Here is a 26,897-nt window from a genome sequence, read left to right as displayed (position 1 = left end):
AGCAGACGCTATTCTTCGCGACGGTTCTTCAGCCACTCGTTTGCAGGCTTGCCAGTTTCAGATGCAAAATAAGCCTCTAAATAAACGCCGCACATTTTGACGTATTGTTTCCGACCGAGAGTGTAAAGTTCTTATAGCTCTCGCAAAAGTTCTTACGTTCGAAACTCTGTTGCGGTAAGACGATTAATTTCGGCCTACATATGCGGCTTTGCCCCCCATTTTTTGTCGAACATAGAGAATTGAACTCTCGCCTGATGCTGGCTGCATGCGTCTGCTCGCTTGGAGGATTGATTTTTGGGTATGATCTCGGAGCGCTTTCAGCAGCAAATCAGAGCCTGAGACAGCACTTCGGTCTCTCTTCAGCTTCTTTAGGGTTGACGGTTTCTCTGTCGCTGTGGGGCACTATTTGCGGTGCTCTGCTGGCCGGTCGGATAGTAGATCGGGTCGGGCGGCGTAACGTCATTGGTGGATGCGCGCTTTTCTACGCGCTTGCCTGTGGCATGCTCGCTCAATCGCTCCTAACGAGTTGGATTCTGGTCTTAGGATTGCGATTCCTGACCGGAATCACAATTGGCGGTTTTACTGTAGGCTGTCCTCTCTATCTAGCGGAGTTGGCTCCAAATGCTCTTCGCGGTCGTTTTGTAAGCCTCTTCCAATTTCAGGTTGCGACGGGAGTGGCGCTTGGATTCGGAGTTGGATCACTTTCTGCTCATTTATTCTCCACCCACCTTTTTTGGAGGTGGTGTTTCGGCGGAGGCGCTGTCTTCTCTTGCTCTTTGCTTTTTCTTCTGAGATTTATGCCTGAAGAACCGCGCTGGCTTGCCGCGAAAGGCGAATGGCAGAGAGCAGGCGCCAACGCCGAGTTGCTTGGGCTTTCTTATGCAGACTGGCACCCAGACGACGGCAAACATGATGCTCCCCAGAGTCCAGCTACTCTGGCAGAGCGTCTCTTCTCACCCAAGTATGCACGGCCCATTCTTCTGGCGACGAGCGTGGCGCTGTTTAATCAACTTTCAGGCGCGAATGTCTTGCTATTCTATCTGCTGGATGTTCTGTCTAGCGCCGGGGTCGATCATCTATCTAGCCACACCTGCACGGTTGTGATTTCGTGCCTTAATATAGGGACCACTCTGCTGGGCATGCTGTACGTAGACAAGGTAGGGCGAAAACCACTTCTGGTTTGGGGGGCTGCTGGGATGTCTGTGTGCCTCTTCGCGCTGGGGCTTTCGATTCCACATCACTTTGCGTCGGTATGGTATCTGCTCTTACTGATCGGATATAACACCTTTTTTGCGTTCTCCCAAGGCACGGTTATTTGGGTGTACCTTAGCGAATTATTCCCTTTCGCGGTCCGAGGCGCAGGTCAGGGTTATGGCACATCGGTACTTTGGGTTGCGACTGCCGTTCTGATAGGAGTGTTTCCCATTGTCCAGAATGGCTCATCGGGACGAAGCTTCTATTTCTTCGCGACGATGATGATCCTCCAGATCGCCGTTGTACTGCTGTGGTATCCGGAGACGAAGGGTGCGGGCCTTGGGCTGACCAGCAACTCCAAACGGGATGCTGAGTGAGCGGTGAGAGAGGGTAACCCTGAGCAAGACCGATGCCTGAAACACGGCGTCTGTTATTGATCTATTGAGGTGCCTCACTCTCCAGGAGAAAAGCAGCCGCCTGGAAGTCGCCACGGAGTGTGACATCAATTCCGCGATTCATCCAGTATCTTCCGCTCGCAACTTCGGGAGCATCTTCCTTCGTGGCATTGCCGATCGGTCGCAGATGGTACTGCTTATCGGGATCCAGACCTCGGAAAAAGACCCGGGGAAAGGGGTAATTTTTCTGACTCGAATGCAAGAAGGTGAAGAGAATAGCTTGTTTTTTGTCGAGCGAGACGGACTCTGTCACAGAATATTGGCTGTCATGCTGCGGGGAGATAAGCCGATAGAGGGAACCACGTTGCACGGTTTCGCGGATATGCTTATAGGTCTCTATCATCTCTTTTGCTTTTGCGAAGTCAGCCGGGGTCCACTCCGCTAAATTGGCTCCCACGCCCAGCGAACCTTGCATGGAAGACAGGAAGCGGTATTCGATCGAGGTGCTCCGGTTGTTAACCCAATTCGGGGAGTCGGTGACCCATGCCATCATGACGCCCGGGGCGTAGGCATAGCTGAAACCGTCCTGAATGGTGAGCCGGTCAAATGGGTCAGTGTTGTCGGAAGGCCAGACCTCGTCGGTGTAGCCAAGTATACCTAAGTCGACCCTGCCGCCGCCGCCAGAGCAGGATTCAATCTCCACATGCGGATATTTGGAGCGCAATTGCTCGAGAATGCCATAAAGGTTCTCGACATACTTGACGTATACCTCCTTCTGTTTGTCCGAGGCAACCGCATCCCAGCCCGGCTCCGACCAATTCCGGTTGTAATCCCACTTGAGGAAGGCAATGTCGTTCTTGCTGAGTAGGTCATCGAGGAAGTGAAACAAATAATCGCGAACGTCTTTGCGGGCTAGATTGAGAACGAGCTGATTCCGAGCTTCGCTACGAGGCATTCCCGGAAAATTGAGCGCCCACTCAGGGTGCTTTCGGTAGAGATCGCTATCAGGGTTCACCATCTCAGGCTCTACCCAAAGGCCGAAATCCATCCCGAGCGAATGAACCTTGTCGATCAATGGTTTCAACCCGTTCGGAAACTTCTCTGGGTTGACGTACCAGTCGCCAAGAGCAGCGTGGTCGTCTTTGCGTTGTCCGAACCAGCCGTCGTCCATGACGAAGCGTTCCACACCGATACTTGCAGCTTTTGCGGCAAGCTCTTCCTGGCCAGACTCATCTACTTTAAATCCAGTCGCTTCCCAAGAATCATAAACAATAGGACGAAGGTGAGGTTCGGGGGCGTGGGGCAGAATCTTCGTGAACTCGAAACGGTGCAGAAGGCGTGAGGCTCCTCCAATCCCGTTCGAGGAGTAGCCAGCGTAGAAGATCGGTGTACGAAGCCGTTCTCCGGGATCGAGCCGGTACGCGAAATCGAAGGTGCTAAAGCCTCCGGTAACACGTACCTGGCGAAGCTGGTCCTGTTCAACGCTGATGCTCCAGGAACCGCTCCACGATAAAGCACCGAACCATACCTGACCAGCCTCCTCGTCGTCTGAACTGCCGCGTTCGATCGCAAACCAAGGATTATTTTGATGGCCAGTGGAACCTCTCCGACTTTCGAGCACTGTCTTTCCTGGTCGAACGTTCTCTTCATTCATCGTGTCCTCCGCCGCCCAGCGTCCGGAGAGATAACGCAAGGTGTAATCCATACCTCGCGGAAGGTTCCAGCTTGCGGAAGCGGCCTGTTCTATCGTCAACGGCAGTTTTGTACGGTTGATGATGACGGCAGAGCGACCAAGTATGCCTGTGGCAGTGTCCACCGTGTAGTTCAATTCCACGAAGACATCTTGTGAGATGTCCTTGAGGGTCACGGTTAGTCCGCCATTACTGAGGACGTGGGAGAGATAATGAAGGACGAGATTGCGATTACCATCGGGAAATGTGATTTTCAGGGCCGGTTCGACGTACATGCCGCCCCCCCAACCGGAGTACTCCTGTTGCGTCGTCGAAGCGGGCGTATCAAAAGAGGCGCCGCGCACCGGAGCCTTAGACACTGAAAGAGGATCGCCGGAAGCGATTCGCCGTCCCCAGTAGATAGTCTGGAGCTCGTTACGCTCATTGATCGCGAACGCATAGGTCATATCCGAAGCGTCTATACGGAAGGTACGGCTTTGTGGATTAAACTGAACCGGGGTGACCGCTTGAGCTCTCATTGAGTTTTTGCCGCACCATACCAGAACGAGAATGGCGACAAGTGCGAACGGCAGACTGCCCTTCCTCCTCTTCAGGCAACTTGTTGGTGAAAGCCCAGGGATAGAACAGTTCATCGTAACCGTGTTTTCAGGGGCGGAGCCCAAGTCTGACGTGCCATATATTGAGCTAAAGCGGCAACATATGTCCCATTCGTTCGGCAGAAGATCGAACGTTGTTTGCTTCAGCGATCGAAAGTTCGGTTCTAAGAACGGCGTCATCCTTCTTCACCCAAATCGTTGTAAAATTTATGCAATCGTTTGCAGAACGATATGACCCTACTCGATATTTGTCAAGAGTAAGGCGGTCCGGCAGATTGCCAAATGTACTTAATAGAAACAGCCAGGCGAGCGTTGACTGATAGTCTGGTGCAGGATAGTCGAATTTCTTCGGCAATTTGGTATGAATCGACAGACGCTCCGCTCTTACAGAAGCTTATCGTCAGGCCTGACTAACGAAAAACGTGGGACACACAATGCCCAGCTTTGTGTTACTTAACGGGTATTCACACCATTCGATGGTACGCATATGCAGAACGTCTATTCTTTGTGTCATCGGTAAAATTCTTGCGTGAAACTGATAGCGGGTGATTCACTAATGCGAATGACGGATATAGCAAGGCTCGCGGGAGTATCGACGTCAACAGTATCGAGGGTCTTCCACGGTTCACCACTCGTAAATGAGGAGACCGCACAGCGCGTACGAGCCGTACTCAACGACTCGCGTTACATTCCCGACGGATTGGCGAGGGGCCTGAAATCAGGAATTACCAATATCTACGGTCTAGTGATTACTGACATCACGAATCCATTTTTTCCCGAGATCGTGAAAGAGTTCGAGTCTATCGCGGCCGAACGAAGTCGCGAGATCATGTTGACGAATATAGATTTCCATAAAAACGGAATGGGTGATTCTGTAAGACGGCTGTTGACCTGGAAGGTAGATGGGGTTGCGATCCTCACTTCCAATCCCGATCGCAGGTCTATGGACGATCTAACAGCGAACTCCATCCCCATGGCGACGTTGGACCGTAGGCTTTTGGGACCTGGTTTAAGCGACATTGCTGTCGACAACCTTCCAGGCATGATTCAAGGAATGGCTTATCTCGACAATCTTGGCCATAAGAAAATTGGCTATATAGGTGGCTTGCCGGGGGAAGCAATTTCAAAGCATCGCCGTGGCGAATTCATTCACGCCTTGAAGAAGCAAGGCTTCGCAGTGCGGTCGGAATATATCAAAGCAGGGGACTTCAGGATAAGCGGAGGCGCAGCAGCCATACAAGAGTTACTAGTGCTGAACGATCCACCGACAGCAATCTTCACTGCCAACGATATGACTGCAATTGGCGCGCTGCATGCGGCACAAAAAATGGGGTACAAGGTAGGTGAAGATATCTCGATCATAGGCCTGGACGACATTGCCTTCGCCGAAATGACGACGCCTGCCCTGACCACCTTACGTCTCTCTCGTCCCCGAATGGCCCGGGCGTTTTTCGACGCATTGGATTATTTCGGATCGCGGCCGTCAAGTATAGGGCAGCAATACACCGTAAAAACAAGTCTTGTGATACGTGATTCGACAGGCCCGGCCAAAGTGAAGAAAAACCAACGCTCCAGTCGATGAATGTATGGGGTGGTTCTAGCCCTTTCAGATTGAGACAAGGCTCTTCGGGCACCTTATGATTCCACCTGACAATGTTTAGGCTGATGCAAACCACAGATAAATGAACTTCCAGCTGTTTCATTTCTTAGGATTGTAGACTGCGCAATGCAGTCCTGCATGAGGTGAATGGTGCACTGATTGCGTCTAGAACGCGTAGTAGTTACTTCACAAAAATAGTTTTTGTTCAACAAAAAATTACTTCTTGACAGCCTCTCCTTGAGATCAGTATAAAGTTCGGGTCCAAGACTCTTGCAAACGATTGCAATGATTTCCTCGCATGTAGGAAATCTATCTCGCGGAAGCCTGATTAGAAATTGATAAGGAGATTACTTGTGCGAACAAAACGGTCAGTCATGTTATTGTCAGCGCTTTTATCGGCGGCTTGGTTGGGAGTCGCATTCGCGCAGAGTACCAACTCGGGCGATTTACGCGGTACTGTCACCGATACATCAGGAGCATCTTTACCCGAGGTAAAAGTGACCGTTACGAATACCGCCACCGGTATCTCGAAAAACTACATGACGAACCAAGAAGGTTTATACGACACGTCTTCGATCGTCGTAGGCAACTATCAAATTCTCTTCGAGAAAGGTGGATTCTCGAAGTTTGAACGATCAGGTGTCACGGTCGAAGTAGGAACGACAATGGTGAATGCTCAACTAACGATAGGTTCGGTCAATCAATCGGTCGTGGTGGACAGTGAGAACGTTCCATTACTGAATACGACGGATGCGGAACAATCCACGACCTTAGACGCCAAGACAATGCGCGAACTTCCACTGGTGGGATCACCGACTGTCGATTGGGAGAACTACACCACGCTGATGCCCGGAACTACAACGACGTCCTCCTACACGTATGGAGCAACGGGAATAGAGAACGTGTCATCGAACGGCAATCTGCCTTACAGCAGCATGCTCAACGATGGTGCGTCCGCCATACTCGCCCAGAGCGGAAACGCAAATGCCCTCATCTTTGAGACGATCGACCAGGTGAAAGCGAGCACCTCGACGTTCTCTGCCCAATACGGAGTCGGAGGCATCATTTTTAACCAGATTACGAAGGGCGGAACAGATAGTTTTCACGGCGCAGCCTACGAATTTTGGCAGAATGACGCCCTCGATGCGCGGAGCTACTTTAATTTGAAGACAGTTCCGCTTCTTCGATACAACAACTTCGGCGCTTCTATCGGAGGCCCGATTCTGAAAAAAAGACTTTTTTTCTTCTTCGATTACGATCAGATCGTAGATCACACTCAATCCACCGGTTTCGAGACCGAACCTACGCTGGCTATGCGTGCCGGCGATTTCACTGGCCAGCGAACGGTCTACGATCCTACAACTCAGACCGTCGTTCAAACTGCAAGTGGTCCTGTAGTTCAACGCCAGTCTTTCGCGAGCGAATATAACAACGGCAATAAGATCCCTTCGGGCCTCTTCGATACGGCTGCGGTCGCGACCGCTAACTATTTCCCGCTACCCAATGTTCCCGGTACAACCATAAATGGGATCACAACTAACAATTATTATTACCAAGTTGCGAATACTGCACCTCAAGTGTCATATTTTGTGCGCTCGGACTATAACGTCAACTCGAACAACCGGCTTACGTTCAGCGTCACTCAGCGCCACTCTCCTTCGGCTTTGGTCCCTGGCGACGGCAACTGTCCTGTCAGCTGCTATACCGGCAGGACCGACAGGACAAATGCCCAGATCAGTGATGTCTGGACAATTAGTCCGAAGTTAATCAACGAAGCTCGTATGGGCTATACCGGGGAAGACATTACAGATGCGTCCCAAACGCTTGGCCAAGGCTTCCCTTCCAAGCTTGGCATCGGATACTCGAAAGCCGATATCTTTCCGAACGTCAATATAACGACACTTACCGGCCTTGTTGTGGGTACGAACGCGGCATTTCGACAACATGTCTTTGATCCATCGGATGTGATAAGCATGATCCGCGGAAAACATATATTGCATTTTGGCGGCGAATTGTTGATGTATGAATCCAATTCGGCCCCGTGGAACAACATCAATGGAGCTACGGTGGGATATACCGGAGCTTATACACAAGCAACCATTGGGGATAGTTCCACCGGAGTGTCATATGCTGATTTTCTTTTGGGACAAACCCAGAACTGGTCGGCGAGCGTATCGCCGGAGTATGCCGCACGCCAAAAGGGGCCGCAAGTTTTTATCCAGGACGATTATCAAGTCAGACCGAATCTGACACTGAATATCGGACTGCGGTATCAGATTCAGACAGGTTGGAGCGACGCCAAGAAGAATCAGAGAATCTTCGATCCGACTATTTCTAACCCTGCTTCCAACAACCTCGGCGCGATGTGGTATGCGCAGACAGCTGCCAACGGCCGAACTGCGTTGCAGTCCACAATCTACGATACATTTCTGCCGCGGCTAGGTTTCGCCTATCAGCTACGTCCCGATCTCGTTGTTCGGGGTGGATGGGGACTGTATGCCTATAACTGGAGTCTAGACAGCTACGGCGTCGGTCAGGGCCAGGCATTCAATTCGAGCGGAAGCCTCACTGATCAAACAAATGGTGTTACACCCATACTCATACTATCCGGCAATGGTTCTAATCTGCCCTATAACGCACCGACCACATCGCCAACCGCATTCAATGGACAAAGCGTTAGTTACAACCAGTACCACACCCCGGTGCCCAAAATATACCAATGGAACGTTGAAATACAGAAAGAGTTGGGATCAAACCTGTCGGCAACAATCGCGTACGTGGCTAGTCATGGTGTAAACCTGAACTTCCCGGTCGATATCAATCAGATACCGGAGGCAGATCTGTCTGCACACGATCTCGCCTTTAGGCCTTATCCCCAATTCCAAGGAATCTCCGGTAGTACTAATAATGCAGTCTCAAACTACAACTCGCTACAGATGACGATGCAAAAGCGCACGAGTCACGGTGTGAGCTTCAATGCGAATTACGTCTGGTCGCATTTTTTGGATGACATGGATTCGGGATCTCAGAACGGGCGAGGCGGTGTCCAGCCGTTCCAGAATTCTTATAATCCCAGCGCAAACTATGGGTCGTCAAACTTCGACATCCGCAATGCAGTTAAGGGAAGTGTGATCTATAACTTGCCGTTCGGGAAAAGTGCGATGTTCCTGAACAACAATCAGCTCGCAGATCGGATAGTAGGTGGGTGGCGAGTATCCGCCGATTTCATCGTACAGAGTGGCAATCCTTTCACCCCATTGATTGGCGGCCCCAATAACTCTTTTTCCCAAGCCGGAAATTGGTATCCAAACATCGTGGGGGGTTCACAGTCGCAACATCATTCCCTTACGCAATGGTTCAACAGCTGCACCATTCTGGCCAACGGCAGTCTATCGACGCCCGGTTGCACACCAGCATGGGCAGTTCCAGCACCGGGTACGTTTGGTAACTCTCGCCGGAATAGCTTGATCGGTCCGGCGTTTACCAGCTTCAACGCCTCTTTGGCTAAAACCTTTCATATATGGGAAAGCGTTAACTTTGAGACAAGTATATCTGCAGTCAATGTGATCAATCACCCCAGTTTCGGGCCGCCGAGCCAAGACGTCAATCAGGGTGGCGGAGTGATCAGTACAACTACGGTGGGAGGTCGAACCATGCAACTGTCCGGACGTCTGACCTACTGATGATTGCGCTAGATGACGGAGCCTCCGTTATTGATCCTTATCCATTAGTGGTTAGCCGAATCGACCGCGCCATTTGAGCAGGAGCGCATCGCTTGCATATGAATGAAAGCAGGGGGGATGTTTGCGCGATTAGATTCGCGTGTGAGTTGTTTATCTCAATAGAACGCAAGGGGGAATGACAGATATATGCCATACGAGCTGACGCGAAGAGCGTTTTTGGAAAAGGCATCGATTATCGGGGTCGCGTCGGCGATAGGACTGGACAACGATCCTGTTCATGGCGAAATCCTACTGCACGATACGCCTGCTCGTCTATCGACCTTCGATGACGGATGGAGCTTTTCGAAAGGAGACATCGTCAATGCGCAATCTCCGATTATTAAAGATGGAAACTGGACGCCTACGAGGCTGCCCCACGACTGGAGTATTGCCGGACCTTTCAACGAAGATGAACCTTCAGGGAGTGAGGGTGCTTACCTCCCTACCGGCATCGGTTGGTATCGCAAGTCTTTCCGGCTTCCCCGTAGCTTTAAAGGCCGGCGTATTCTGCTGCAATTTGACGGCATCTACCAGTGCAGCGATGTTTGGATAAACGGCGAGCATCTCGGGATGCGTCCCTACGGTTTCACGACCTTCTACTATGACCTCAGCTTGCATCTTCGTTTTGGCGGGGAGTCAAACGTTGTCGCAGTGCGCGTAGATAACTCACATCAGCCAAATCTGCGTTGGTACTCGGGCTCTGGGATCAACCGTCATACTTGGCTAATCAACACGGGAAGGGTCTACATCGAGCAGTGGGGTACAGGTATCACCACTCCTCAGATCAATCTACAGAGCGCAATGGTCGAGGTTTCCACACGTGTACGGAACGAGCTTGCAAATCCGGCAACTTGTAGGTTGACCACGGCCATCGTCGACCAGAGTGGCAGCGAGATTCAGTCTGCGCAGATTGAATCGGAGATTCCGGCAGGTGGCGATCATGTGTTTGTACAACATATGGAGGTACCGAAACCTCAGCTGTGGTCCACTTCCACGCCCATACTTTACTCCGCTCGCCAAGCGCTGAGTCATGGAGGTGTAGAGGTGGATGGCGTGACTACTCGCTTTGGAATTCGTTCGGTTGAATTTGATGCGGACAAGGGATTTCTTCTAAATGGAGAGCGGGTCAAGCTCAATGGCGTATGTGTGCATGACGATGGGGGGTGTGTGGGAACTGCGGTTCCGGTGAGAATCTGGGAGCGAAGATTGTCGGTTCTTAAAGAAATGGGCTGTAATGCAATCCGTGCCAGTCACAACCCACACGCGCCCGAGTTTTTCGATCTCTGCGACACTATGGGCTTTTTTGTGATGGCCGAGGCTTTCGACGAGTGGCGCGAGCCTAAATCACAGACGCCTGTCTTTGGCTACCATCGGTATTTCGATGAATGGTCGGTGCGTGACCTTACAGACATGATCGCCCGAGATCGCAATCATCCGTCGATTATCATCTGGAGTGCTGGAAACGAGGTTCCGGACCAGGATGTGTCCCGAGGCACAGAAACGTTGAAGGGCTTGGTGGATATCCTTCACAAGAACGATCCAACACGCTTGGTTACTGTGGCGTGCGACCAGATCGCCGCAGAGCCTAATTCGGCGCTCCCGCAGTTTCTCGCTGAACTCGACGTTGTGGGATACAACTACGTCAGCCGCTGGCGTGACCGACGCGAGAAGTTCTACAGCATCGATCGCCACGATTTCCCCCACCGGCGTTTCATTGGAACGGAAAATGGAGCGATGCCCAGCTTCTCACCCGGGCACAACACTTCACCTTACCATGGGAGGCCCTTCTCGAACACACGTATCGAGGTCGAGCAATTGCAACGAATCACGCAAATCAATGATTACGTGAGTGGCGACTTTATGTGGACTGGCGTTGATTACCTCGGTGAAGCAAAATGGCCAGCGAAGGGATCTAGTTCCGGTGTGATCAATACCTGTGGCATGCCGAAAGATGGTTATTACTTTTATCAAAGTATCTGGACGAAGTCCCCTGTGCTGCACCTCTCCCCCCATTGGGACTGGGCCGGCAAAGAAGGAGAGATCATTCCTGTGATTTGCTTTACGAACTGCGACACGGTCGAGCTATTCCTGAATGATAAGAGCCTCGGTGCGCAGGGTTTCATGTTTCCGGAAACCGGGATGGAGGGTAAGTACTCAAATTTTCCACTCCGGACGAAGGCACTGCAAACCACGGGCGATCTTCATCTCGCATGGTATGTGCCATATCAGCCAGGTACCCTGAAAGCCGTCGGCACGAAAGACGGTCAGGTTGTGCTGACAGTGGAACAAATCACCACAGGCGAGCCAGCGATGATTCGGCTGACCGCCGACCGAACACACATCAACACCAGATGGGACGATCTTTCCCATGTTTCCGTTGAGATTATCGACAAGAACGGCCGCGTCGTTCCTACTTCCGACAACGATGTTGTCTTCGAACTCAGCGGGCCAGGACGAATAGTCGGATTAGACAACGGCCAGCAGGACAGCCACGAAAGTTATCAGGGAACCCAACGCAGAGCTTTCCTTGGCCGAGCATTGGCTTTGGTCCAATCGAACGGCCGGCCGGGTGAGATCCGGCTCACGGCGTCGTCGTTGTCGCTTACCGGCGCATCAGTCACGATCACGACAGAGGATCGTGCGTGATGCAGATGGAGGTCGACTGAGTATGATCTGGAGATCTCAAATCTTTATTGCCGAGCATGGTCGCACTCCTCTTTCGAGGAGTGCTGATCTATTAATACAGACAAGCTAAGTGTCCCTGCTTGATCGTCTGGAAATGAAGCTTCAACCGTGAGAGGTGAAGGTGAGCTTATGATTGCAGCGATCAAAAAACTATTAGGTGCCCGGACGTGTCGCATGAGAGCATCTGCACACTTTCAGGTGCGGAGGTTGAAGTCAAAGCGATTCACTCCGATGGCGGCGCTTTGCTTGGTTCTACTGGGACCACTATCTGCTAAGGGAAAAGATGGTCACGGTCGGGCTGCGCTGCGAATCTATTTTGTCGATACGGAAGGCGGCCAGGCGACCCTCTTCATAACACCTAGTGGACTGTCGCTGTTGATAGATACAGGATTTGCGGGCCACGGCAGCCGCGATGCCGATCGAATTGTTGCTGCGGCCCGAAAGGCCGGTGTACAGCGATTGGATTACGTCCTGATTACTCATTATCACGGGGACCATGTGGGAGGGGTCCCCGAACTCGCTGCACGAATACCCATAGGAACATTTTTAGATCATGGGCCAAATCGGGAGCAAGCTCCGGAAAAGGGCTGGCAATCTACGCAGGCCGGTTACGATGCATATCAAAAAATACTCTCCACGATGAACTACACGCACATCATTCTTCACCCAGGACAGAGGCTGCCAGTTCGCGGTCTCGACGCAATGGTGGTCAGCGGTGATGGGGACGTGATTGATCATTCGCTCCCTAGGGCGGGCGCCGCGAATCCTTCCTGCGGAGTAATAGATCAGACTATCGCCGGTCTTGAAGACCCAGATATGACGGAGAACCGGCGATCCCTTGCGGTGGTCATTCAGTTCGGGCGCGTGCGCATATTGGATGCGGGCGATCTGACTTGGGATCGCGAGCGTATGCTGATGTGCCCCATGAACAAGATTGGACATGTCAATATCTTTATTGTCGGCAACCATGGAATGATGGCGAGCACCAGCCCAGCGCTTGTAGACGGCATCGCTCCGCAGGTTGCCATTATGGACAACGGATCCACAAAAGGCGCTACCGTACGTGTGCTCGATCTGATCCGCACTGCCCCTAACAAGCCGGTCCTGTGGCAGCTTCATTATGCTCAGGAAGCTGATGGTCACAACACAGAAGCCCCGCGAATTGCCAATCTCGTGGGTCCAGCAGGATATGGCGCTACACAAACCGACGATAAAGGATTCATGCTCGAAGCGAACGTGTTTCGAGAGGGGCAGTTCAATATAGTGAACGATCGAATTGGAGAAGCCATTACATATATCGCGCGTTAGAAAAGGCCGTGCTTGCAGGCCGACAATAAATAGACCGCTATAAGCGGATGCCATTAGGAGAGGATTCGCGGAGAAATTTACATGTCGGAGAAAAAGAGCGCTTCAGGCGAACCGTTTACACGAAGGAAAGTACTTACGCAAGCCGCGCAAGGCGCAGCTATGGTATCGATTTCATTTCTGAACAACCTGCTTCCGGCGGAAGTTGCTTCGGCGCCCAGCAATAAGACTAGTTATCCGGCAGAGAAGATCATCGAGTTCGAAACTGACAAGCTTAAAGTGACCGTGGATCCTGTTACATGCCGATGGTCCGCTGAATTAAAGGGAAGCGAAATGCAAATCAACAACGTACATTTTCTTCCTGGCGACGATTTTGTGGGATGGAAAGTAAGCAGTTCGTTTCGCAGGAATGAATCAACCAAATTCGGGTCATTCGATAAAGTGACGTTGCATGGCGCGAAGGCGGGGCACCTCGACTTCGAGTTTGAGCTTTCTTGCAGCAAAAGCGGAAGCGATATCTTGGTAAGTCTGGGTCGCAGCAACCAGACCGAGGTGCCGATCGATCTCGAGGATATGGATTATTTTGTTTCGTCGGACGTGCGTCTCGGTGGAACCACGGACAAATGGATCAGCTTCGGCACTCAGTCCCGTAATCGTGATTACTACGATCTCTTGCCAGTGGAGTGCTTGATTACATCCAAAGTTTATGCCGTGAACCATGTGGTACGAGATATGGATACGGGCAATTCTTTGCTGATGGGGCATATAACAACGTCGAAGGGCGCATCAAGGTTCGAAGTGACGCAGGGCTGGCGAGGGAAAGGCCCAGACCGAATGAAGGTTCGAGGATACTGCAGCTATAAAGTGACCGTCCCCAAGGGAGCTAATTTCAAGGGGGAGAAGCTGCTGATCAGCTTCAACTACGATGCGTTGCGTGCGATGGAGCATCAGGCTGACCTGATCTCGATCGCACATGACATTCGGCTGAAGGAGAGACGGCCGATCAATTTAGACGACCAAGAGCTGGTGGCGAACAATTATAGTCGGTATCACGGGTGGATGTCAGGCGGAAGCGCTGCCAATGCCAAGAAGTTTTTTGAGGATAACGGCCTGGGCAGTTTTTACTGGGGCATGGGTGGACCCGGGCAGCAGGGGACATTCGGATTTTATGGTTCTGGCGGAGCAACACAGGGCCGGCCTTCACGAGTCACATACCCCGTCGAGTGCTTCTTGCCTATTCGCACACCAAAATACGGGGGCCAACGCGTCATCGATTTCTCCAATCCCCTAACCATCAGGCTTGAGCGAGAGCGTGCGCTTCAATGGGCCTGCACGGATCCGGGCGAGACGGGTAGGGCAGAGATGGACTTTGCAGATTGGTGGGATAGGTGGCCGGGACAGTTCAATCCCTATATGAGTTCAATGGAGACCTATCACGCGGGCGGCATGCCATGGCGTGAAGCTATCGATCAGAGGTCTCCTCGCAAAGTTGTCCGTTCAAACATGCAACCGGTAGATCATTCTTACGGCATTGTCGATATCTGCCGAATCTCAGAAGATGCTGACCATGGTTACGAGGCTAGCATCTCTCCGCTCACGCAGACCGAGTTCACTGGACTCTTCACCGAATCGGTTTTAGGCTCTGCCAACCGCGCCTTTTACAATGGTCGGGTGTTCTGGAACGATGGTGACGGCTTCCATATTTATAAATACAACTCATCGGATGGAAAGCTTTATAGCTATGGCGAAGCGAAAGTTACAGCGGTGTTTCATGCGATTGCGGGAAGCACTCTTTTCATCTCAGAGGCGTTCGACGTGCCATATCCTGAAGATCGGATTGAGTTGATGAAACGCATCAGCCCGCCCACCATGGACGTGGCTTATCCAGTGGACTTATTCATTCGCAAGCCGGCTCATATCTGGAACATGCCCATAGAGCGGGCGTTTGGGCAATGGAATGTTCTAGCTGTATTCAATTTCACCGGAAAAGTGAGTCGCGATATCTTCGAAGCGAAGTTAGACGCGGCGGACGATCTTCGCCTCGCCCCTGACAAGGAGTACATCGTGTATGAATTCTGGACCAAGAAGTTGATTGGGAGCTTCAAAGGAACGTTCACGATCCGTCCTTTGAATCCCTACGATTGCGACGTGTACAGCATCGTCGAGAGGCAGCCTTATCCGACGCTAGTCTCGACGAGTCGGCATGTCCGTCACATGGCGTTCGACGTGAAAGATTCAAGATACGATGCAGAGAAAAAAGTGCTCCAAGGGATCTCGCGAGCAGTTGCGGGAGATCCTTATCAGCTGCGCATTTATGTTCCAGACGGCTTCAGCGGGAAGTCTGTGAAGATGGGGAACCGCCCGGAGGGCGCGACAATGCGAACGGATGGAAGTCTACTTACGGTGGACTTCACAGCTTCAGTATCCAAGGATGTGGAATGGAATGTGTTTTTCTGACGACGAGTGATTTCTACTTGCATTCGCATGGTCGTCATTAAACGCGGAGAAAGCAGCACGAAAATTCCCGGCGAAATGTTCACTAATTGGCACATCTAAACGATAAGAGCAGGTAGTTCCTATGAACCCAGCTGCCGACCGATTGGGATTTACGACACGCCGAAGGTTTTCTGCGCGGAAAGTTATTACATTAATAATTTTTTTGGTCCAGATGGTTAGACCTTTACAATCTCAAACGGATTTGGATAATCAGCGCCGAGTGGAAGCTCATGCCCTCTCAGCGCAACACTATCTGGCTGAAGGAAAGCCAGAACTGGCACTTTCGGAACTTGATGCAATCATTTCGCTCGATCCAAAGAATATTGTGGCACGTGGAAATCTTGGTGTACTGCTTTTCTTTCGTGGCGACTATGCAGGCGCTTTACCGCATCTACGGGTCGCGTTGGAATTGAAGCCTAACCTGTGGAAGATTCAGGCGTTGCTTGGTATCTCTGAGATGCGCGTTGGGGAGGACAGTGCGGGCCGCAACGACCTTGCAGCAGCCTTTCCAAACCTGACTGATAAAAAAATACAAATTGATGTCGGTAATGATCTGATAACAAGCTACTCGTCGACGGGGGATCTCGATAAGGCCGCCGAGATCATCTCTGCCATGCTTAGTGTAAGTGCCAAGGACGCGAAGCTGCTGTACACAGCCTTCAGAGTCTACTCGGATCTCTCCAGCCAAGCTGTGCTGACGATGGCAATGATGGCGCCCGACAGCGACGAGATGCATCAGGCGGCGGTGCACGAACTTGCCGAGCATCTAATGGCACAGAAATTGGCTAAGCACCCGGATAGCGCAGAGGTTGCCGAACAGCTTCGTCTGTCACTCATTGCGAACCCCCAACCTCCGAGGCCCGATTCAAACAACTACCTCTCTACAGCCTCCGACCCGACGAAGCTGGATAGCAATAGCCTTTTTAAGGTGTACCGGCTGTACTCTGATCTCATTGATCAAACAATTCTCCAGCTGGCGACGTGCTCACCGAACACTCCCGAAATATACCAGGCAGTCGCACATATTTTAGCCAAACAGGGATTCTCAACAGCAGCGATTGCAAGCTACCATCAGGCCTTGAAACTGAGCCCAAATAACCCAAATCTTCATTTTGAACTAGGAGAAATGCTTTACACCTCCGACTCTCCGACCCTCCAGGAGCAAGCGGAGGCGGAGTATAACGCCGCGCTCATTGAAGATCCGAATCAAGAGAAGGCGCAAGTCAGATTGGGAGAGATAGCCGCGAAGAGCGGTGACACTAAAACTGCCTACGCTGACTACTCGCACGCATTCGATCTTCAACCCAAAGATGCAGAAGCGGCGATGGGGTTAGCTAGTGCACTAAAGCGGATGGGCCAGTCCGAGAAGGCACTGGCGCTTATGGAGCGAGCTGTAGAGCTAGATCCTACAAATGCTGGTTCTCACTATAGACTCGGCTTGCTGTATAGAGATGCACGCAGAACCGAAGATGCCAAGCGCGAAGTTGCTGAATACAAGAAGTACAAGATCATGAAGGACAACCTTGGAGAACTCCTTCGCAAATTGCGAATTGCAGAACAGCTCAAACCAAACCAAAGCTTTTGACAACACCGAAATGTACGCGCATGACATCGAGGTGGCAGGCCGCCCAGAAATGCCAGGAATCGCTAAATGTTTACCGATTTACTTGAAGTCCCGTGTTACAGTTCAGCCATCGGCCCAGAGAATAATTTCTTCAGGACGAGTAATCGGGGGTTACCTCTTGAGCTTTACACCCAAATGCTTTCCCTGCCGCTCGCAGGGCGTGCGTGCGGTCTCTCTGCCACGTCGCGAATCATACAGCCCACCTCCCGCGGATCGGCGCGATCAAGTCATTTACTTCATGCTCGTAGATCAGTTCAGTGATGGCCAGTAATTTACGCCGCCTTTGCTGATCAGCCACCGGCTGCATATCGCACTACGGCGAAACTCTCGATCTCGCACAACTGCCGGAAGGCACCTACCGCGTCGTCCTTCAACGCCGCGCGAATCTGATTGATGGCACAGGTTCAAGGCACGAAAGGACGCGATCGTCTCACGCGAAGGGAATGCGTGTGTTGTTGGGTATAGTTTTAACCACACCTCTGAACTGGTTCTATGCCACAGATCCGCGCGAGCAGGCCCCTTATCTTCCGTGGCCCAAACAACGTTGCATGTCAATCTGTTCTAGTCATCCACCATCCTTCCGTCTATTGGTCTCGGTATCGTAAATCCATTCAGGCACGACTCGTCGAGGATTGTTTTCCCGGCAGTCGCGGATCAGGTTGGTAGGTGATACCACAGTGGCGACAGAACTCATTCCCCCAACTACGCTCGCATCAATGGCGTCGTCTCGAATCTCCCGGAGTTTGGAAAGGCCTTTGATGCAAAGCCACGATCGCCGCGGGCACCAGCATTGACCTGCTTACTCGCGCCGCTGACGTATGCCTTAAGGAGCGCCGCAAGCTCGTAGCCGTCACACGCGAGACTCCGCTGAGCCTGATCCACATACGTAACCTGGAGACGGTCACCCTCGCTGGGGCGACCGTACTTCCACCAACCCCGGCCTTCTACCATCAACCAAGACAATCGACGATCTTCTCAACCAGACTAAACATACGACGAGTGCGTTGAGGCAAGGAAATTTTCAGGCCATTAAAGCCTACTCAGAGTAAGGACGGTGATGTCGTCGTCCTGTCCGAAGGCCTGTGCGGCACGCGCGATGGTCTCTGCCGATTGTGTGCTGATGGCCGCGGTGCGGTCGAAGCCGAAGAGTTCGCCGGAGGCGCTGCGAGCTTCGAGGATTCCGTCAGAAAGAAGGGTCAATTGGTCGCCAGGAGCGAGCTGCAGCGTCGTCTCAGAGTATGAGACAGTTTCAAGGATGCCTAGCGGAAGACCGGGATCGCATTGAAGCTCCTTGCCATTGCGATAAGGGGCAAGTTGGCCGGCGTTGGCGAACGTGGCTTGACCGTCGGCACGGACATCGAGACAGAGGCAGGTGGCGAATCCGCCGAGACCGCTGTGTTTGAAGACGTGATTGAGATGGCCGAGAAGGGTCGACGGCGAATCGTTGTCATGGCCTTCGGTCGCGCCAAGCAGCATGGCCGCAGTCATGGCTGCGGCCGCGCCTTTTCCGCTGACGTCGCCGAGCAGGATGCGCTGAGTGCCATCCGGCAGCAGGCGGCAGCGATAGAAATCTCCGCCGACTTCTCTAGCAGGATGGAAGACGGCTTCCATGGTCAGTCCTCGCGCCACTTGCACCGTGGAGTTGACGAGCAAGCCCTGGATCTCCCGCGCAGCCTGCATCTCGCCGGCGAGCAGAGCCCGCTCCTGAGCTACGGCGCGCTGGCTGCGGAAGAGCAGCGCCAGCAATGCAATCACAGCCGTTACGGTGGTAAAGACGCGAGCCTCAAGAAGAGGGTCTTCCCAATACCGATGAAACGCCGCTTGTAAGGAGGTGTTGTCTGCGAGAAAAACGCCAGTGAAAAAGACAGCATCTGCCGTTCCCCAAGCCATGCAGCAGATGGCAACGGCACGCATTTCAGACCCGGACGACGTTCGGTTCCGGAACAGCGGCGCGAATGCAAAGAAGGGTGACAGCGAGATCAGAACTGTGCACAGACCGAGCTTTTCATAGATGGGAGCGAAGCCTGCCTGCAGATGTAGGCTAGCGGCAGCAGGCAGAAAGGCCGAAACGTGCTCCAGTGGGGTGAGAAGTCCTAAAAGCGCCGCGACACGGGTGAACCACGGAACGGGTCTACCTGCAAGCCGGAACATAAACCAGGGCTGCACGACAACTAACGACGCCTGGCCGATCGCTACAATAACCAAGTACGTGACGGAGGAGAATGGGACCCCAAAACTCGTACAAGCTCCTGCAATGCGAAAGATTGCCACGCACCAGCAGGCGATGGCCAGAAGAAGAAACTCGAGACGGCTGCGGTCATTCAAATAGAGACCGAAGACCACGCAACCGGTAAGTCCGACGATCCCGAATATTATTACAAAAAACGAATACTTCTTGATTGCCCCCAATACGAGTGCGTCATACCGTTCGCCAAGGCTTCGCTGCTCCCCCACGAAAAGTTCAATAGGATCGGACGCATCGAGGTTGCCGTACACTGCGTGCACCGCGATGACGTTGTTGTCGCCGGATGGAGTTGCGTTATTGCGGCTTGCCACTGCGAAGGTCTGAGCTCTGGCTTCAGAAAACTGGCCGGTCCTCAGATTGCCGCTGGCGCCGATCGATGTGCCCTCTAGAAAAAGCTCGTAACCGGCGCTCGCGCTGACCTGCAACGCTGGATGAGACAAGCTTTGCAACGTCGCTCCGGCTATATGACAACGAACCCAGAGGGAAGGCTCGTCCGGCGTCAGCTTCCAAGTCTCATAGGGCTTCCATTGCGATTGATCGAGACTCGGATCCGCCCATCGAGGATTGTCGCCAGCGCGGAAGACACACTGCCCCGGAGCGACCAAGTGATAAGACTGAGCGTTGAGCCAACTCATCGGAGCAAGGAAAGGCGTCAGCGCCAAGGCAACCATCAGCGGTCTTCGCATGCTCCGCAACCGCCGATAAAGCCGGCGAACTCCTGTCATCCTCTGAGCGAGCCTGTCTGACGCTGCCTTCGAAAATCGATTTGGGAGTTGGTAAGACCCACATGGTTTCGATGGTTTTTCAGGATATATTCTCATCTTTGGTTACAAATCCTACTGCCATGAGGTCATGATCGGCCCACGGCAGCGCAATGGCCGCGCGCCGCCGATCCTGTAAGGATAGATTTCATAGCGCTACGGGGGCTGTGTCGCAGTTGTTCGATATCCGCCGCGAGCTCTTTGGACTGTAAGAAATAACAGAGCGGCTCAACCCGCAATCTCTATGGTATGCGTCCCGATCAGGCTTGATGCAATTATCAGGGATGGCATCTATCGATCCTTGTTTGCTACGCCACTGCGGTTTATACCGTTCCAACCTCGCTTTTCGCTGGCATCATTATGATGCGTCCCTCGACACGTTTACTAATGTTGTTCCAAACTCAAGGAGAAGGTGTCAGCTAATTGTCTTAAACTATGTCAGACTTTGAATCGAATGCTTCCACGCTGCCCAAACTCTATTTGCGGTCTTAATCTTTTCGGATCGACCGCCTGCAAGCGGCACACGGGATGCTTCCTCAATGTTGGTCAGTGCTCTGCAGTGTCTTGATCTAAGAGACGTTTTATCTTCTTCTTCACAAGCTGTGTTGTATTTTCGAGTGGGTCTGGGAGTGCAGCACTGTGGGGTTTCATAAGCTTCAATTGCGGCCGCCACTTTTACTCTGACAGTAAGCAAGTACCGGTGTCCTGCTGTCGACGCGGTGAAGAACTCTTTGAACAGTGTCTAGGAAAAAAAGGGGAGATCGAAGTCTCCCCTTTGGGGGCAGATGAATAACAATCAGAAGTTCAACTTAAGTTGGAATTCGGTCGTACGGGGACCTCCGATGTCTGACGTACCTGAACCGCGCTGGACGCGATTTTGATCGTGAACATCGAAGCCATTTGGACCATTTAGCAGGCCAATGGAACTGCCGGTTGTGGTGTTTGCCAAGGTGCCATTGCTATAGTCGGTGAAGTTTGAGAAATTACCAACGTTGTAGAATGCGATTGCTGGTACCAGCGACATGCCTTCCCGAAACCTACTTAGTCGGATGGGGTAGGCAGCGTTCAAGTCAAGACTCCGATAAAACGAATTCTGAGGTCCGATCGCTTCCTGTAACGGTGCGATCGGCTGCTGTGTGGCCCGAAGAGCGCTGAGTTGCCCCTGTGTGAACAACCCTGCGGCGACCAGAGCCTGACCCGCCGGCGTTAGCTGCCCAGCCTGCGTTGCGTTGTATTGAGAGATCAACTTATTTAGGTTTCTCCCATTGAACTGATGCATAAACGCCCCAGGATTCGTTCCAGGAACCAGGTCGCCGATGGTACCGTCGCCAGTCACATCGGACATGAAGATGCCAGCCGTAGGATCGCCAGTAATTCCACCGTTGTCGAGGTTCAGATCAGACGCTGCTGCCGTATAAAAATGGCCAATGATCCCGATCTGCGGGCCGTACTTCAAAGTTGCCGAACCGCCGAAAGAAACCTGGTGGGTATGATTCAATCCATTCCGCCCCTGGAATGCTGTGGGATGGTCGTAGTCATACGATGAAGACGAGAAGAACTGATCGCCGATGCCGGTATTACCGTTGTTGATCGCAGGATTTGCCGTGGAAACGATACGCGACAACGAGTATGAGATCTGCACATTGGAAGACATGATTCCGGGAGCCGGGTGTGCCTTCTGTTGACGAAGAACGACTTGCAACGCATCGTACCCTGAACGACCGACAGGAAGGAGAAACAGGCCTTCGCCCAGAAGCGGATTGATCCCCGGAAACGCTGCCCCTGTTGCAACAGTCTCGCCTTTGAAGGAAGCAGGGTTGGCGCTGAGAAAGTTGTTACCCGAATCAAGACCATTTCCGGCAAAGTCAATAATCGAAGCTCCGGCGGCAATAGAACAGTTGATCGCCGCGCCACTTGCTCCTCCGGCGCAGCCCCGGGCGATGGTTGTGGCGGTTATGGCGTTTCGAGCCGCCGTAGGATTAAGTGTACGGGCGGCGCCGTCACGGTTCACATCGATCTGCTGTGGGATCTTAAGCGTTGAATTGTGGACGTAATCGACCGACAGTATTCCCCCCTTAAAGAGTTCGCGTTGAATACCGCCATTCCACTGTTCAGAATATGGGGTTCGATAGGGAGCAGCGTAGGCTGAACTACTAACAGTGAGGGTGTTTCCAACGAAGCTGCCGTTACTGGCAGGCCCCACCGATTTCGTCACAGCTTGGAATCTGTTCTGTAAATTAATAAAGTGCTGACCGGATTGGCTAAGAGGCTCTGAGCAAATTGTTGCGATAGAAACTCCACCATCCTCAGACACTACCGTGCCATCAGGCAAACTCAGTGTATTGGCGCCGCCACAGATGGATAGATCGTTTTCAAACAGGCCCGTCTTGATCATATTTGCGCGCGCGTTAGTAGTATTGTTGAAGACGTCGCTTTCGTAGAAGATACCAAAAGCTCCGCGGACGACAGTCTTATGGTCACCAGGGCTAAACGCGAAGCCAAGCTGAGGTCCGAAGTTCGCGTAGGGTTGGTGCACTTTCTTGCCAAAGCCGGGGAAGAACTGGTCAAGAAGAGGTGCATTTCCGGAACAAGGAGCGGTAAGCGAGGGGGCCACATCGGAGCAAAGCGGAGTCGGCAGATCCTGGTTCGCTCGATCTGTGTCCACGCTCCAGCGGAGACCCGCGGTCAGCGTGAAGCTTGGTCGGATCTTCCAGTTATCGGATATATAGGCGCCCTGACGCCAGTCTTCAGTTCCACCGCCCGGCAGATTAAAGCCCGGTTTCTCTGTAGAGAAGCCTTGACCATTTCCTAAACGTGCTGTCGACGCAGAATACCCATTCAAAGGATCTGAAGGACAGGATCCTTGACTAGGATCCCCCCCACAATTCGCAAGTTGTGTGCTGGTGAGGAGCGTAATACGGGGAGCGAGCGCAAAGAAATTCGCAAAGCCACCGCCAAGAATGCGATTGAAACTATAACCATAGCGAATAAGGTGGGAGCCTTTAGTCCAGCTACCGTCGTAGCGAACCTGCTTGTCCGACTGGAAAGTATTTTGAGGAGCATCGACGTTCGGGCCCGAGAAGAGATTGGCCGTTGCCAGCCGGAAGTTCAAACCAGGGAAACCGTTGTAGACGGCATTGTTTCCTAGGGTTCCGTCGAGCAGGAGGTTATGAAACTTCTCATAGCTGCCTCTGAAAGAGTGGGTGAAATGTCCAGTGGAGAAGTCGGCTCCGCCGGCAAGACCTGGTGTGTTATCCCGATTGTTGTAAATCTCGTAGCCTTGGCCGAAGTTCGAACTGGAACTATTCACGTCGTAGTTGGCGCGAGCGAACAAATGAACCACTTTAGGTCCATTATAGTCGATACGAACTGTCGAATATGTCTCTCTATAGGGAGACGGAACCGACGGAAAAGCAGCCTTGATTGCAGCAAAGGTAGAAGCCAGCGGAACGGCAAGTGGGGACTCCTGCTTAATACGCTCCGCATTTCCGAAGAAGAAGAGCTTGTCCTTGATGAGGGGCCCACCAACACTCCCACCGAATTGATTGCGTTGGAATGGGGTATCGAGGCCGCCCAGAGTTCTCGCAAATAGCGCATCGTGGTCCTGGAATTGATAGAAGGCTTGGCCATGGAAGGCATTTGTTCCGGAATTGGTGGAGACCAGCACTTGACCGGTGGAAGTGACATCACCTGAAACGTCTTGCGTTGAGCGGTTAAGCTGAAAATCTCCGATAGCGCCTTGCGACACATTGAAGATCGTCGTTCCAACAGTTTCGTCTGTAATATCTTGTCCATCCAGAAGGATGCGGGTCGTACGACCCGAAATGCCGCTGGTCGAAATAGCAGAATAGCCAGCTTTCGTCGGATCAAACGACTCACCGCTCTGAAGAATGACACCCGGCTCAATCTGAGCAAGATCTAAAAAGTTACGCCCGTTCACTGGTAGCGAATCGATCTGTTCTTTGGTGATGACGTCACTAACCCCAGCTTGGTCGGTGTTCACCTGAAGAGCGGTGGCGTTCACCTCTATCGTCTCAGTGGTCGAACCGAGCTGCAGCCGAAAGCTGCCGCTCGTGGCCGTGCCAGTACGTATCACCGTCTTAGTAGACAAGCGATTAAAACCCTCTGCAGTCACATTGACCGTGTAGTTGCCTGGATTGAGCGGGCCCACGCTGTAGAAACCAGCTGAGTCCGTCTTTACCGCCTTATTCGAACCGGTATCCGGATCGACAATAATAAGAGTCGCACCGGCTACAACTGCGCCTGAAGAGTCCGTGATCGTTCCTTGGATCGATCCGCCATTTACCGACGTAGCCTGTCCCCAACTGATACCAACCGTAACGAAGAAGAAGACTGCGTGCACTATTAGTTTTTTCATTTATTCTCCGAACTTCTAGTAAGAATTCATGCATTCAATAACCAAGTAGAGAAGATGCTCAATCCCACGCATGTAATTGAGAAGCTATTCTCAAATATTGGTCACTATTTGAGATATCCGATGTCAGGGGTTTAAACACGTTTTGGAAATATCGATTCTGACGATTGGACCAATATGCCTTTCTGTACATCGAATTCTCTCCATGAAACTCCGGGCCACCCAAGAAAACAAGAGCCTCCGCAAAAAAACCAGAGCTCTTCCGACCAGTCGGTTGTTGCAAAAGCAAAAACACCATTAGAACTCAAATGAGTTTCAACGAAAAAGAACAGCTACCTCGCCCTCACTGAACGTTCAGTAATCAGATCCGATCACCGTGATCCAAGTATCCCTAATCGCTATGCCGGAAGTGGTTGCTCAGCTAGCCTGCATTTTGAATAAGCATCGCCCGCGAAAACGGGCAAGAAGTACAGCAGAGCGATCCGTCCAAGACCATAGGAGACGAACCTTCAGATGCCGCAGGCAGGATTGCTGAAAACGCATTCGCGTAGCAGCAAGTCACGTGCTCAGGAAAACCGACTGAATAATAGTATTAACAGCAGGCCGGCTTTTAGTTGTCACGTTTTTGTCTACTTGTATAGAATTATCGAACGGTCGGTAATTATGTATCCGATGCGTTTGAGGCAACGTCTGTGGTGAGGTGCTGAGATCGCGAGATCCTACCGGCGGCAGGATCCGCCAGTTATTCTAGAGGGCACAATCGGCGCCTCTCTTCCCTGTTCGGCTAGAACATCTCTCTTTAGAATTCATACCTGACTGGCTTTAGTCTTCTGATGCTCCGGAGAAACGCGGTCTTGGACCCATAAGCCTCCCGAAACTATAGCTTGACCATGAAGCTCACCAACCCGAGCGCATCCTCGCCAGCACAAGTAACGGTCATGCAGTGTCGTCGAACTCTGCACTATATCAGCAGTGGCGTCCGTGACGAGGCCCGTTATTTCCGCCGCTCGCTCGAATCGCCGTCGACGAGACCAACTCTTTTCCGGCCAAGGTTGTCGATGAACGGCTACGTCTTCTGCGTCTTTCCGTCTCACACAACAATTCCTACGTCATGAACAAAGATCATTTTCTGGTGAGGATTTATTCCTGTATGAATCTGAAGACAGCCCCCGCTACTCTGCGCCGATGCTGCCACCCATTCCGCACGGTTGGATGATAATGTCAGTCTCGGTACAAAAGTTGGGGACGCTGTCGATGGTCTGAAACATCTACCTGAGGTCATTGACATCAAAATGTGAAGTATTAAACCAAGTCGTGACAAATAACGTAGGTACCGCTATATCAAGAGTACGTTCGCCTAACCAGCGTGATTGGTGTCGGGGCGCCTTCATCAAGCCAGTTGTCATGTCACACTAAAAGGAAGAGATTAAGATCGATATGAGCAAGGGAACGGAGACTCGGAGCAGGATCATCGCCAAGGCTGCACCGCTTTTCAATCGCAAGGGATACGAAGGCTGTACCATGCAGGATATTGTGGAGGCGGTCGGGTTGGAAAAGGGAAGCCTTTACGGCCATTTTCCCAATAAAGAGGCTCTTGCTGTTGCAGCCTTCGAATATGCGTGGAACGAAACCAGCAGCGCGCGAATGGCGAGGATGGATAATGTTACGAATACGATCGAGAAGCTGAAAGTCCATGTCGCAAACGTTGTGACACTCCCGTCTTTTGACGGTGGGTGCCCCCTGCTCAACGCGATTACCGACAATGATAACGGCAACCCGGCGCTCAAGAAAATGGCCCGAAAAGCTCTTAAGGAATGGCGCCTGTATCTACAAAAAATCTTTGAAGATGGTCAGGACAGAGAGGAGATAAGGGCGGCAGTTGACCCTCAAGAAGCGGCTACCCTTATAATCGCTCTGCTTGAGGGAGCGATGGCCCTAGACCGAGTAGATGGGAAATCAGGCTTTCTCAAGGGAGCCGGGAGGCACCTCAACTCCTATCTCGATACAGTAGCTCCCTAACCTATTAGTCGGCAGGGCGCTCCAAAGAGCACGAGGTAATTGCCGATCTGCCAATCGTGCCAGCGTTCCCACAAGGCTTGCCTTAGTGCGCAACGCTTCGCAGGTTTGAAGATTGTCTATGACAACTGCAGGTCAGACGGGCGTCGCCAGCGGAGGCTTCTTCCCTAAGGTCTGAGCAAGGCAGGGTGA

At 52.2% G+C, this 26,897-nt stretch carries 13 protein-coding genes; 10 read left to right on the top strand and 3 right to left on the bottom strand.

The window, feature by feature from the left end:
* The first annotated feature begins 200 nt into the window (after positions 1-200).
* Positions 201-1,571 carry a sugar porter family MFS transporter gene (locus HDF14_RS19220; RefSeq protein WP_313899635.1) on the top strand — a complete coding sequence of 457 codons (1,371 nt, stop codon included), beginning with the start codon at positions 201-203 and terminating at the stop codon, positions 1,569-1,571.
* Between the two features lie 61 nt (positions 1,572-1,632).
* On the opposite strand, the gene HDF14_RS19215 is transcribed toward HDF14_RS19220, so the two are convergent.
* Positions 1,633-3,798 (bottom strand): alpha-galactosidase, encoded by a 2,166-nt coding sequence (locus HDF14_RS19215; protein WP_183979891.1) that lies wholly within the window; start codon positions 3,796-3,798, stop codon positions 1,633-1,635.
* Positions 3,799-4,438: 640 nt separating this feature from the next.
* Here HDF14_RS19215 and HDF14_RS19210 point away from each other — a divergent pair.
* The 8 genes from HDF14_RS19210 (at position 4,439) to HDF14_RS27690 (ending at position 18,316) form a co-directional block, all read left to right on the top strand.
* Complete coding sequence (locus tag HDF14_RS19210) at positions 4,439-5,458, top strand: LacI family DNA-binding transcriptional regulator (RefSeq protein ID WP_183979888.1); 1,020 nt, start codon at positions 4,439-4,441, stop codon at positions 5,456-5,458.
* Between the two features lie 392 nt (positions 5,459-5,850).
* Positions 5,851-9,159, top strand: a complete 3,309-nt coding sequence (locus tag HDF14_RS19205; RefSeq protein ID WP_183980158.1) for a TonB-dependent receptor — start codon at positions 5,851-5,853, stop codon at positions 9,157-9,159.
* A gap of 216 nt (positions 9,160-9,375) precedes the next feature.
* Positions 9,376-11,844 (top strand): glycoside hydrolase family 2 TIM barrel-domain containing protein, encoded by a 2,469-nt coding sequence (locus tag HDF14_RS19200; protein ID WP_183979886.1) that lies wholly within the window; start codon positions 9,376-9,378, stop codon positions 11,842-11,844.
* Positions 11,845-12,012: 168 nt separating this feature from the next.
* Positions 12,013-13,191, top strand: coding sequence for a ComEC/Rec2 family competence protein (locus HDF14_RS19195; RefSeq protein WP_183979884.1), 1,179 nt, complete (start codon positions 12,013-12,015; stop codon positions 13,189-13,191).
* An 81-nt stretch (positions 13,192-13,272) separates the two neighbouring features.
* The gene (locus tag HDF14_RS19190) at positions 13,273-15,645 is read left to right on the top strand and encodes a hypothetical protein (protein WP_183979881.1); all 2,373 of its coding nucleotides are present in this window, start codon (positions 13,273-13,275) and stop codon (positions 15,643-15,645) included.
* Positions 15,646-15,904: 259 nt separating this feature from the next.
* Positions 15,905-17,269, top strand: a complete 1,365-nt coding sequence (locus HDF14_RS19185; RefSeq protein ID WP_183979879.1) for a tetratricopeptide repeat protein — start codon at positions 15,905-15,907, stop codon at positions 17,267-17,269.
* 751 nt (positions 17,270-18,020) lie between these two features.
* Entirely contained in the window at positions 18,021-18,155 is a 135-nt protein-coding gene (locus HDF14_RS27695; RefSeq protein ID WP_183980156.1) for a hypothetical protein, read from the top strand.
* Positions 18,098-18,316, top strand: a complete 219-nt coding sequence (locus HDF14_RS27690; RefSeq protein ID WP_406707250.1) for a flavoprotein — start codon at positions 18,098-18,100, stop codon at positions 18,314-18,316. The genes HDF14_RS27695 and HDF14_RS27690 overlap by 58 nt, the downstream gene beginning before the upstream one ends.
* 21 nt (positions 18,317-18,337) lie before the next feature.
* Here the strand turns inward: HDF14_RS27690 and HDF14_RS19175 are convergent, their stop codons facing one another.
* Together HDF14_RS19175 and HDF14_RS19170 are read right to left on the bottom strand one after the other, a co-directional pair.
* A complete protein-coding gene (locus HDF14_RS19175; protein ID WP_183979878.1) occupies positions 18,338-20,224 on the bottom strand; it encodes a PP2C family protein-serine/threonine phosphatase in 1,887 nt (628 codons plus the stop codon).
* A gap of 886 nt (positions 20,225-21,110) precedes the next feature.
* The gene (locus tag HDF14_RS19170; RefSeq protein WP_183979875.1) at positions 21,111-24,692 is read right to left on the bottom strand and encodes a TonB-dependent receptor; all 3,582 of its coding nucleotides are present in this window, start codon (positions 24,690-24,692) and stop codon (positions 21,111-21,113) included.
* A gap of 1,434 nt (positions 24,693-26,126) precedes the next feature.
* Here HDF14_RS19170 and HDF14_RS19165 point away from each other — a divergent pair.
* Positions 26,127-26,708: a TetR/AcrR family transcriptional regulator gene (locus tag HDF14_RS19165; protein WP_183979873.1), complete on the top strand. Its 582-nt coding sequence runs from the start codon at positions 26,127-26,129 to the stop codon at positions 26,706-26,708.
* Positions 26,709-26,897: the final 189 nt, after the last annotated feature.

Source organism: Tunturiibacter gelidiferens (assembly GCF_014201335.1).
Taxonomy (GTDB): Bacteria; Acidobacteriota; Terriglobia; order Terriglobales; family Acidobacteriaceae; genus Edaphobacter; species Edaphobacter lichenicola_E.
This window is presented reverse-complemented; position numbering and strand designations above follow the sequence as displayed.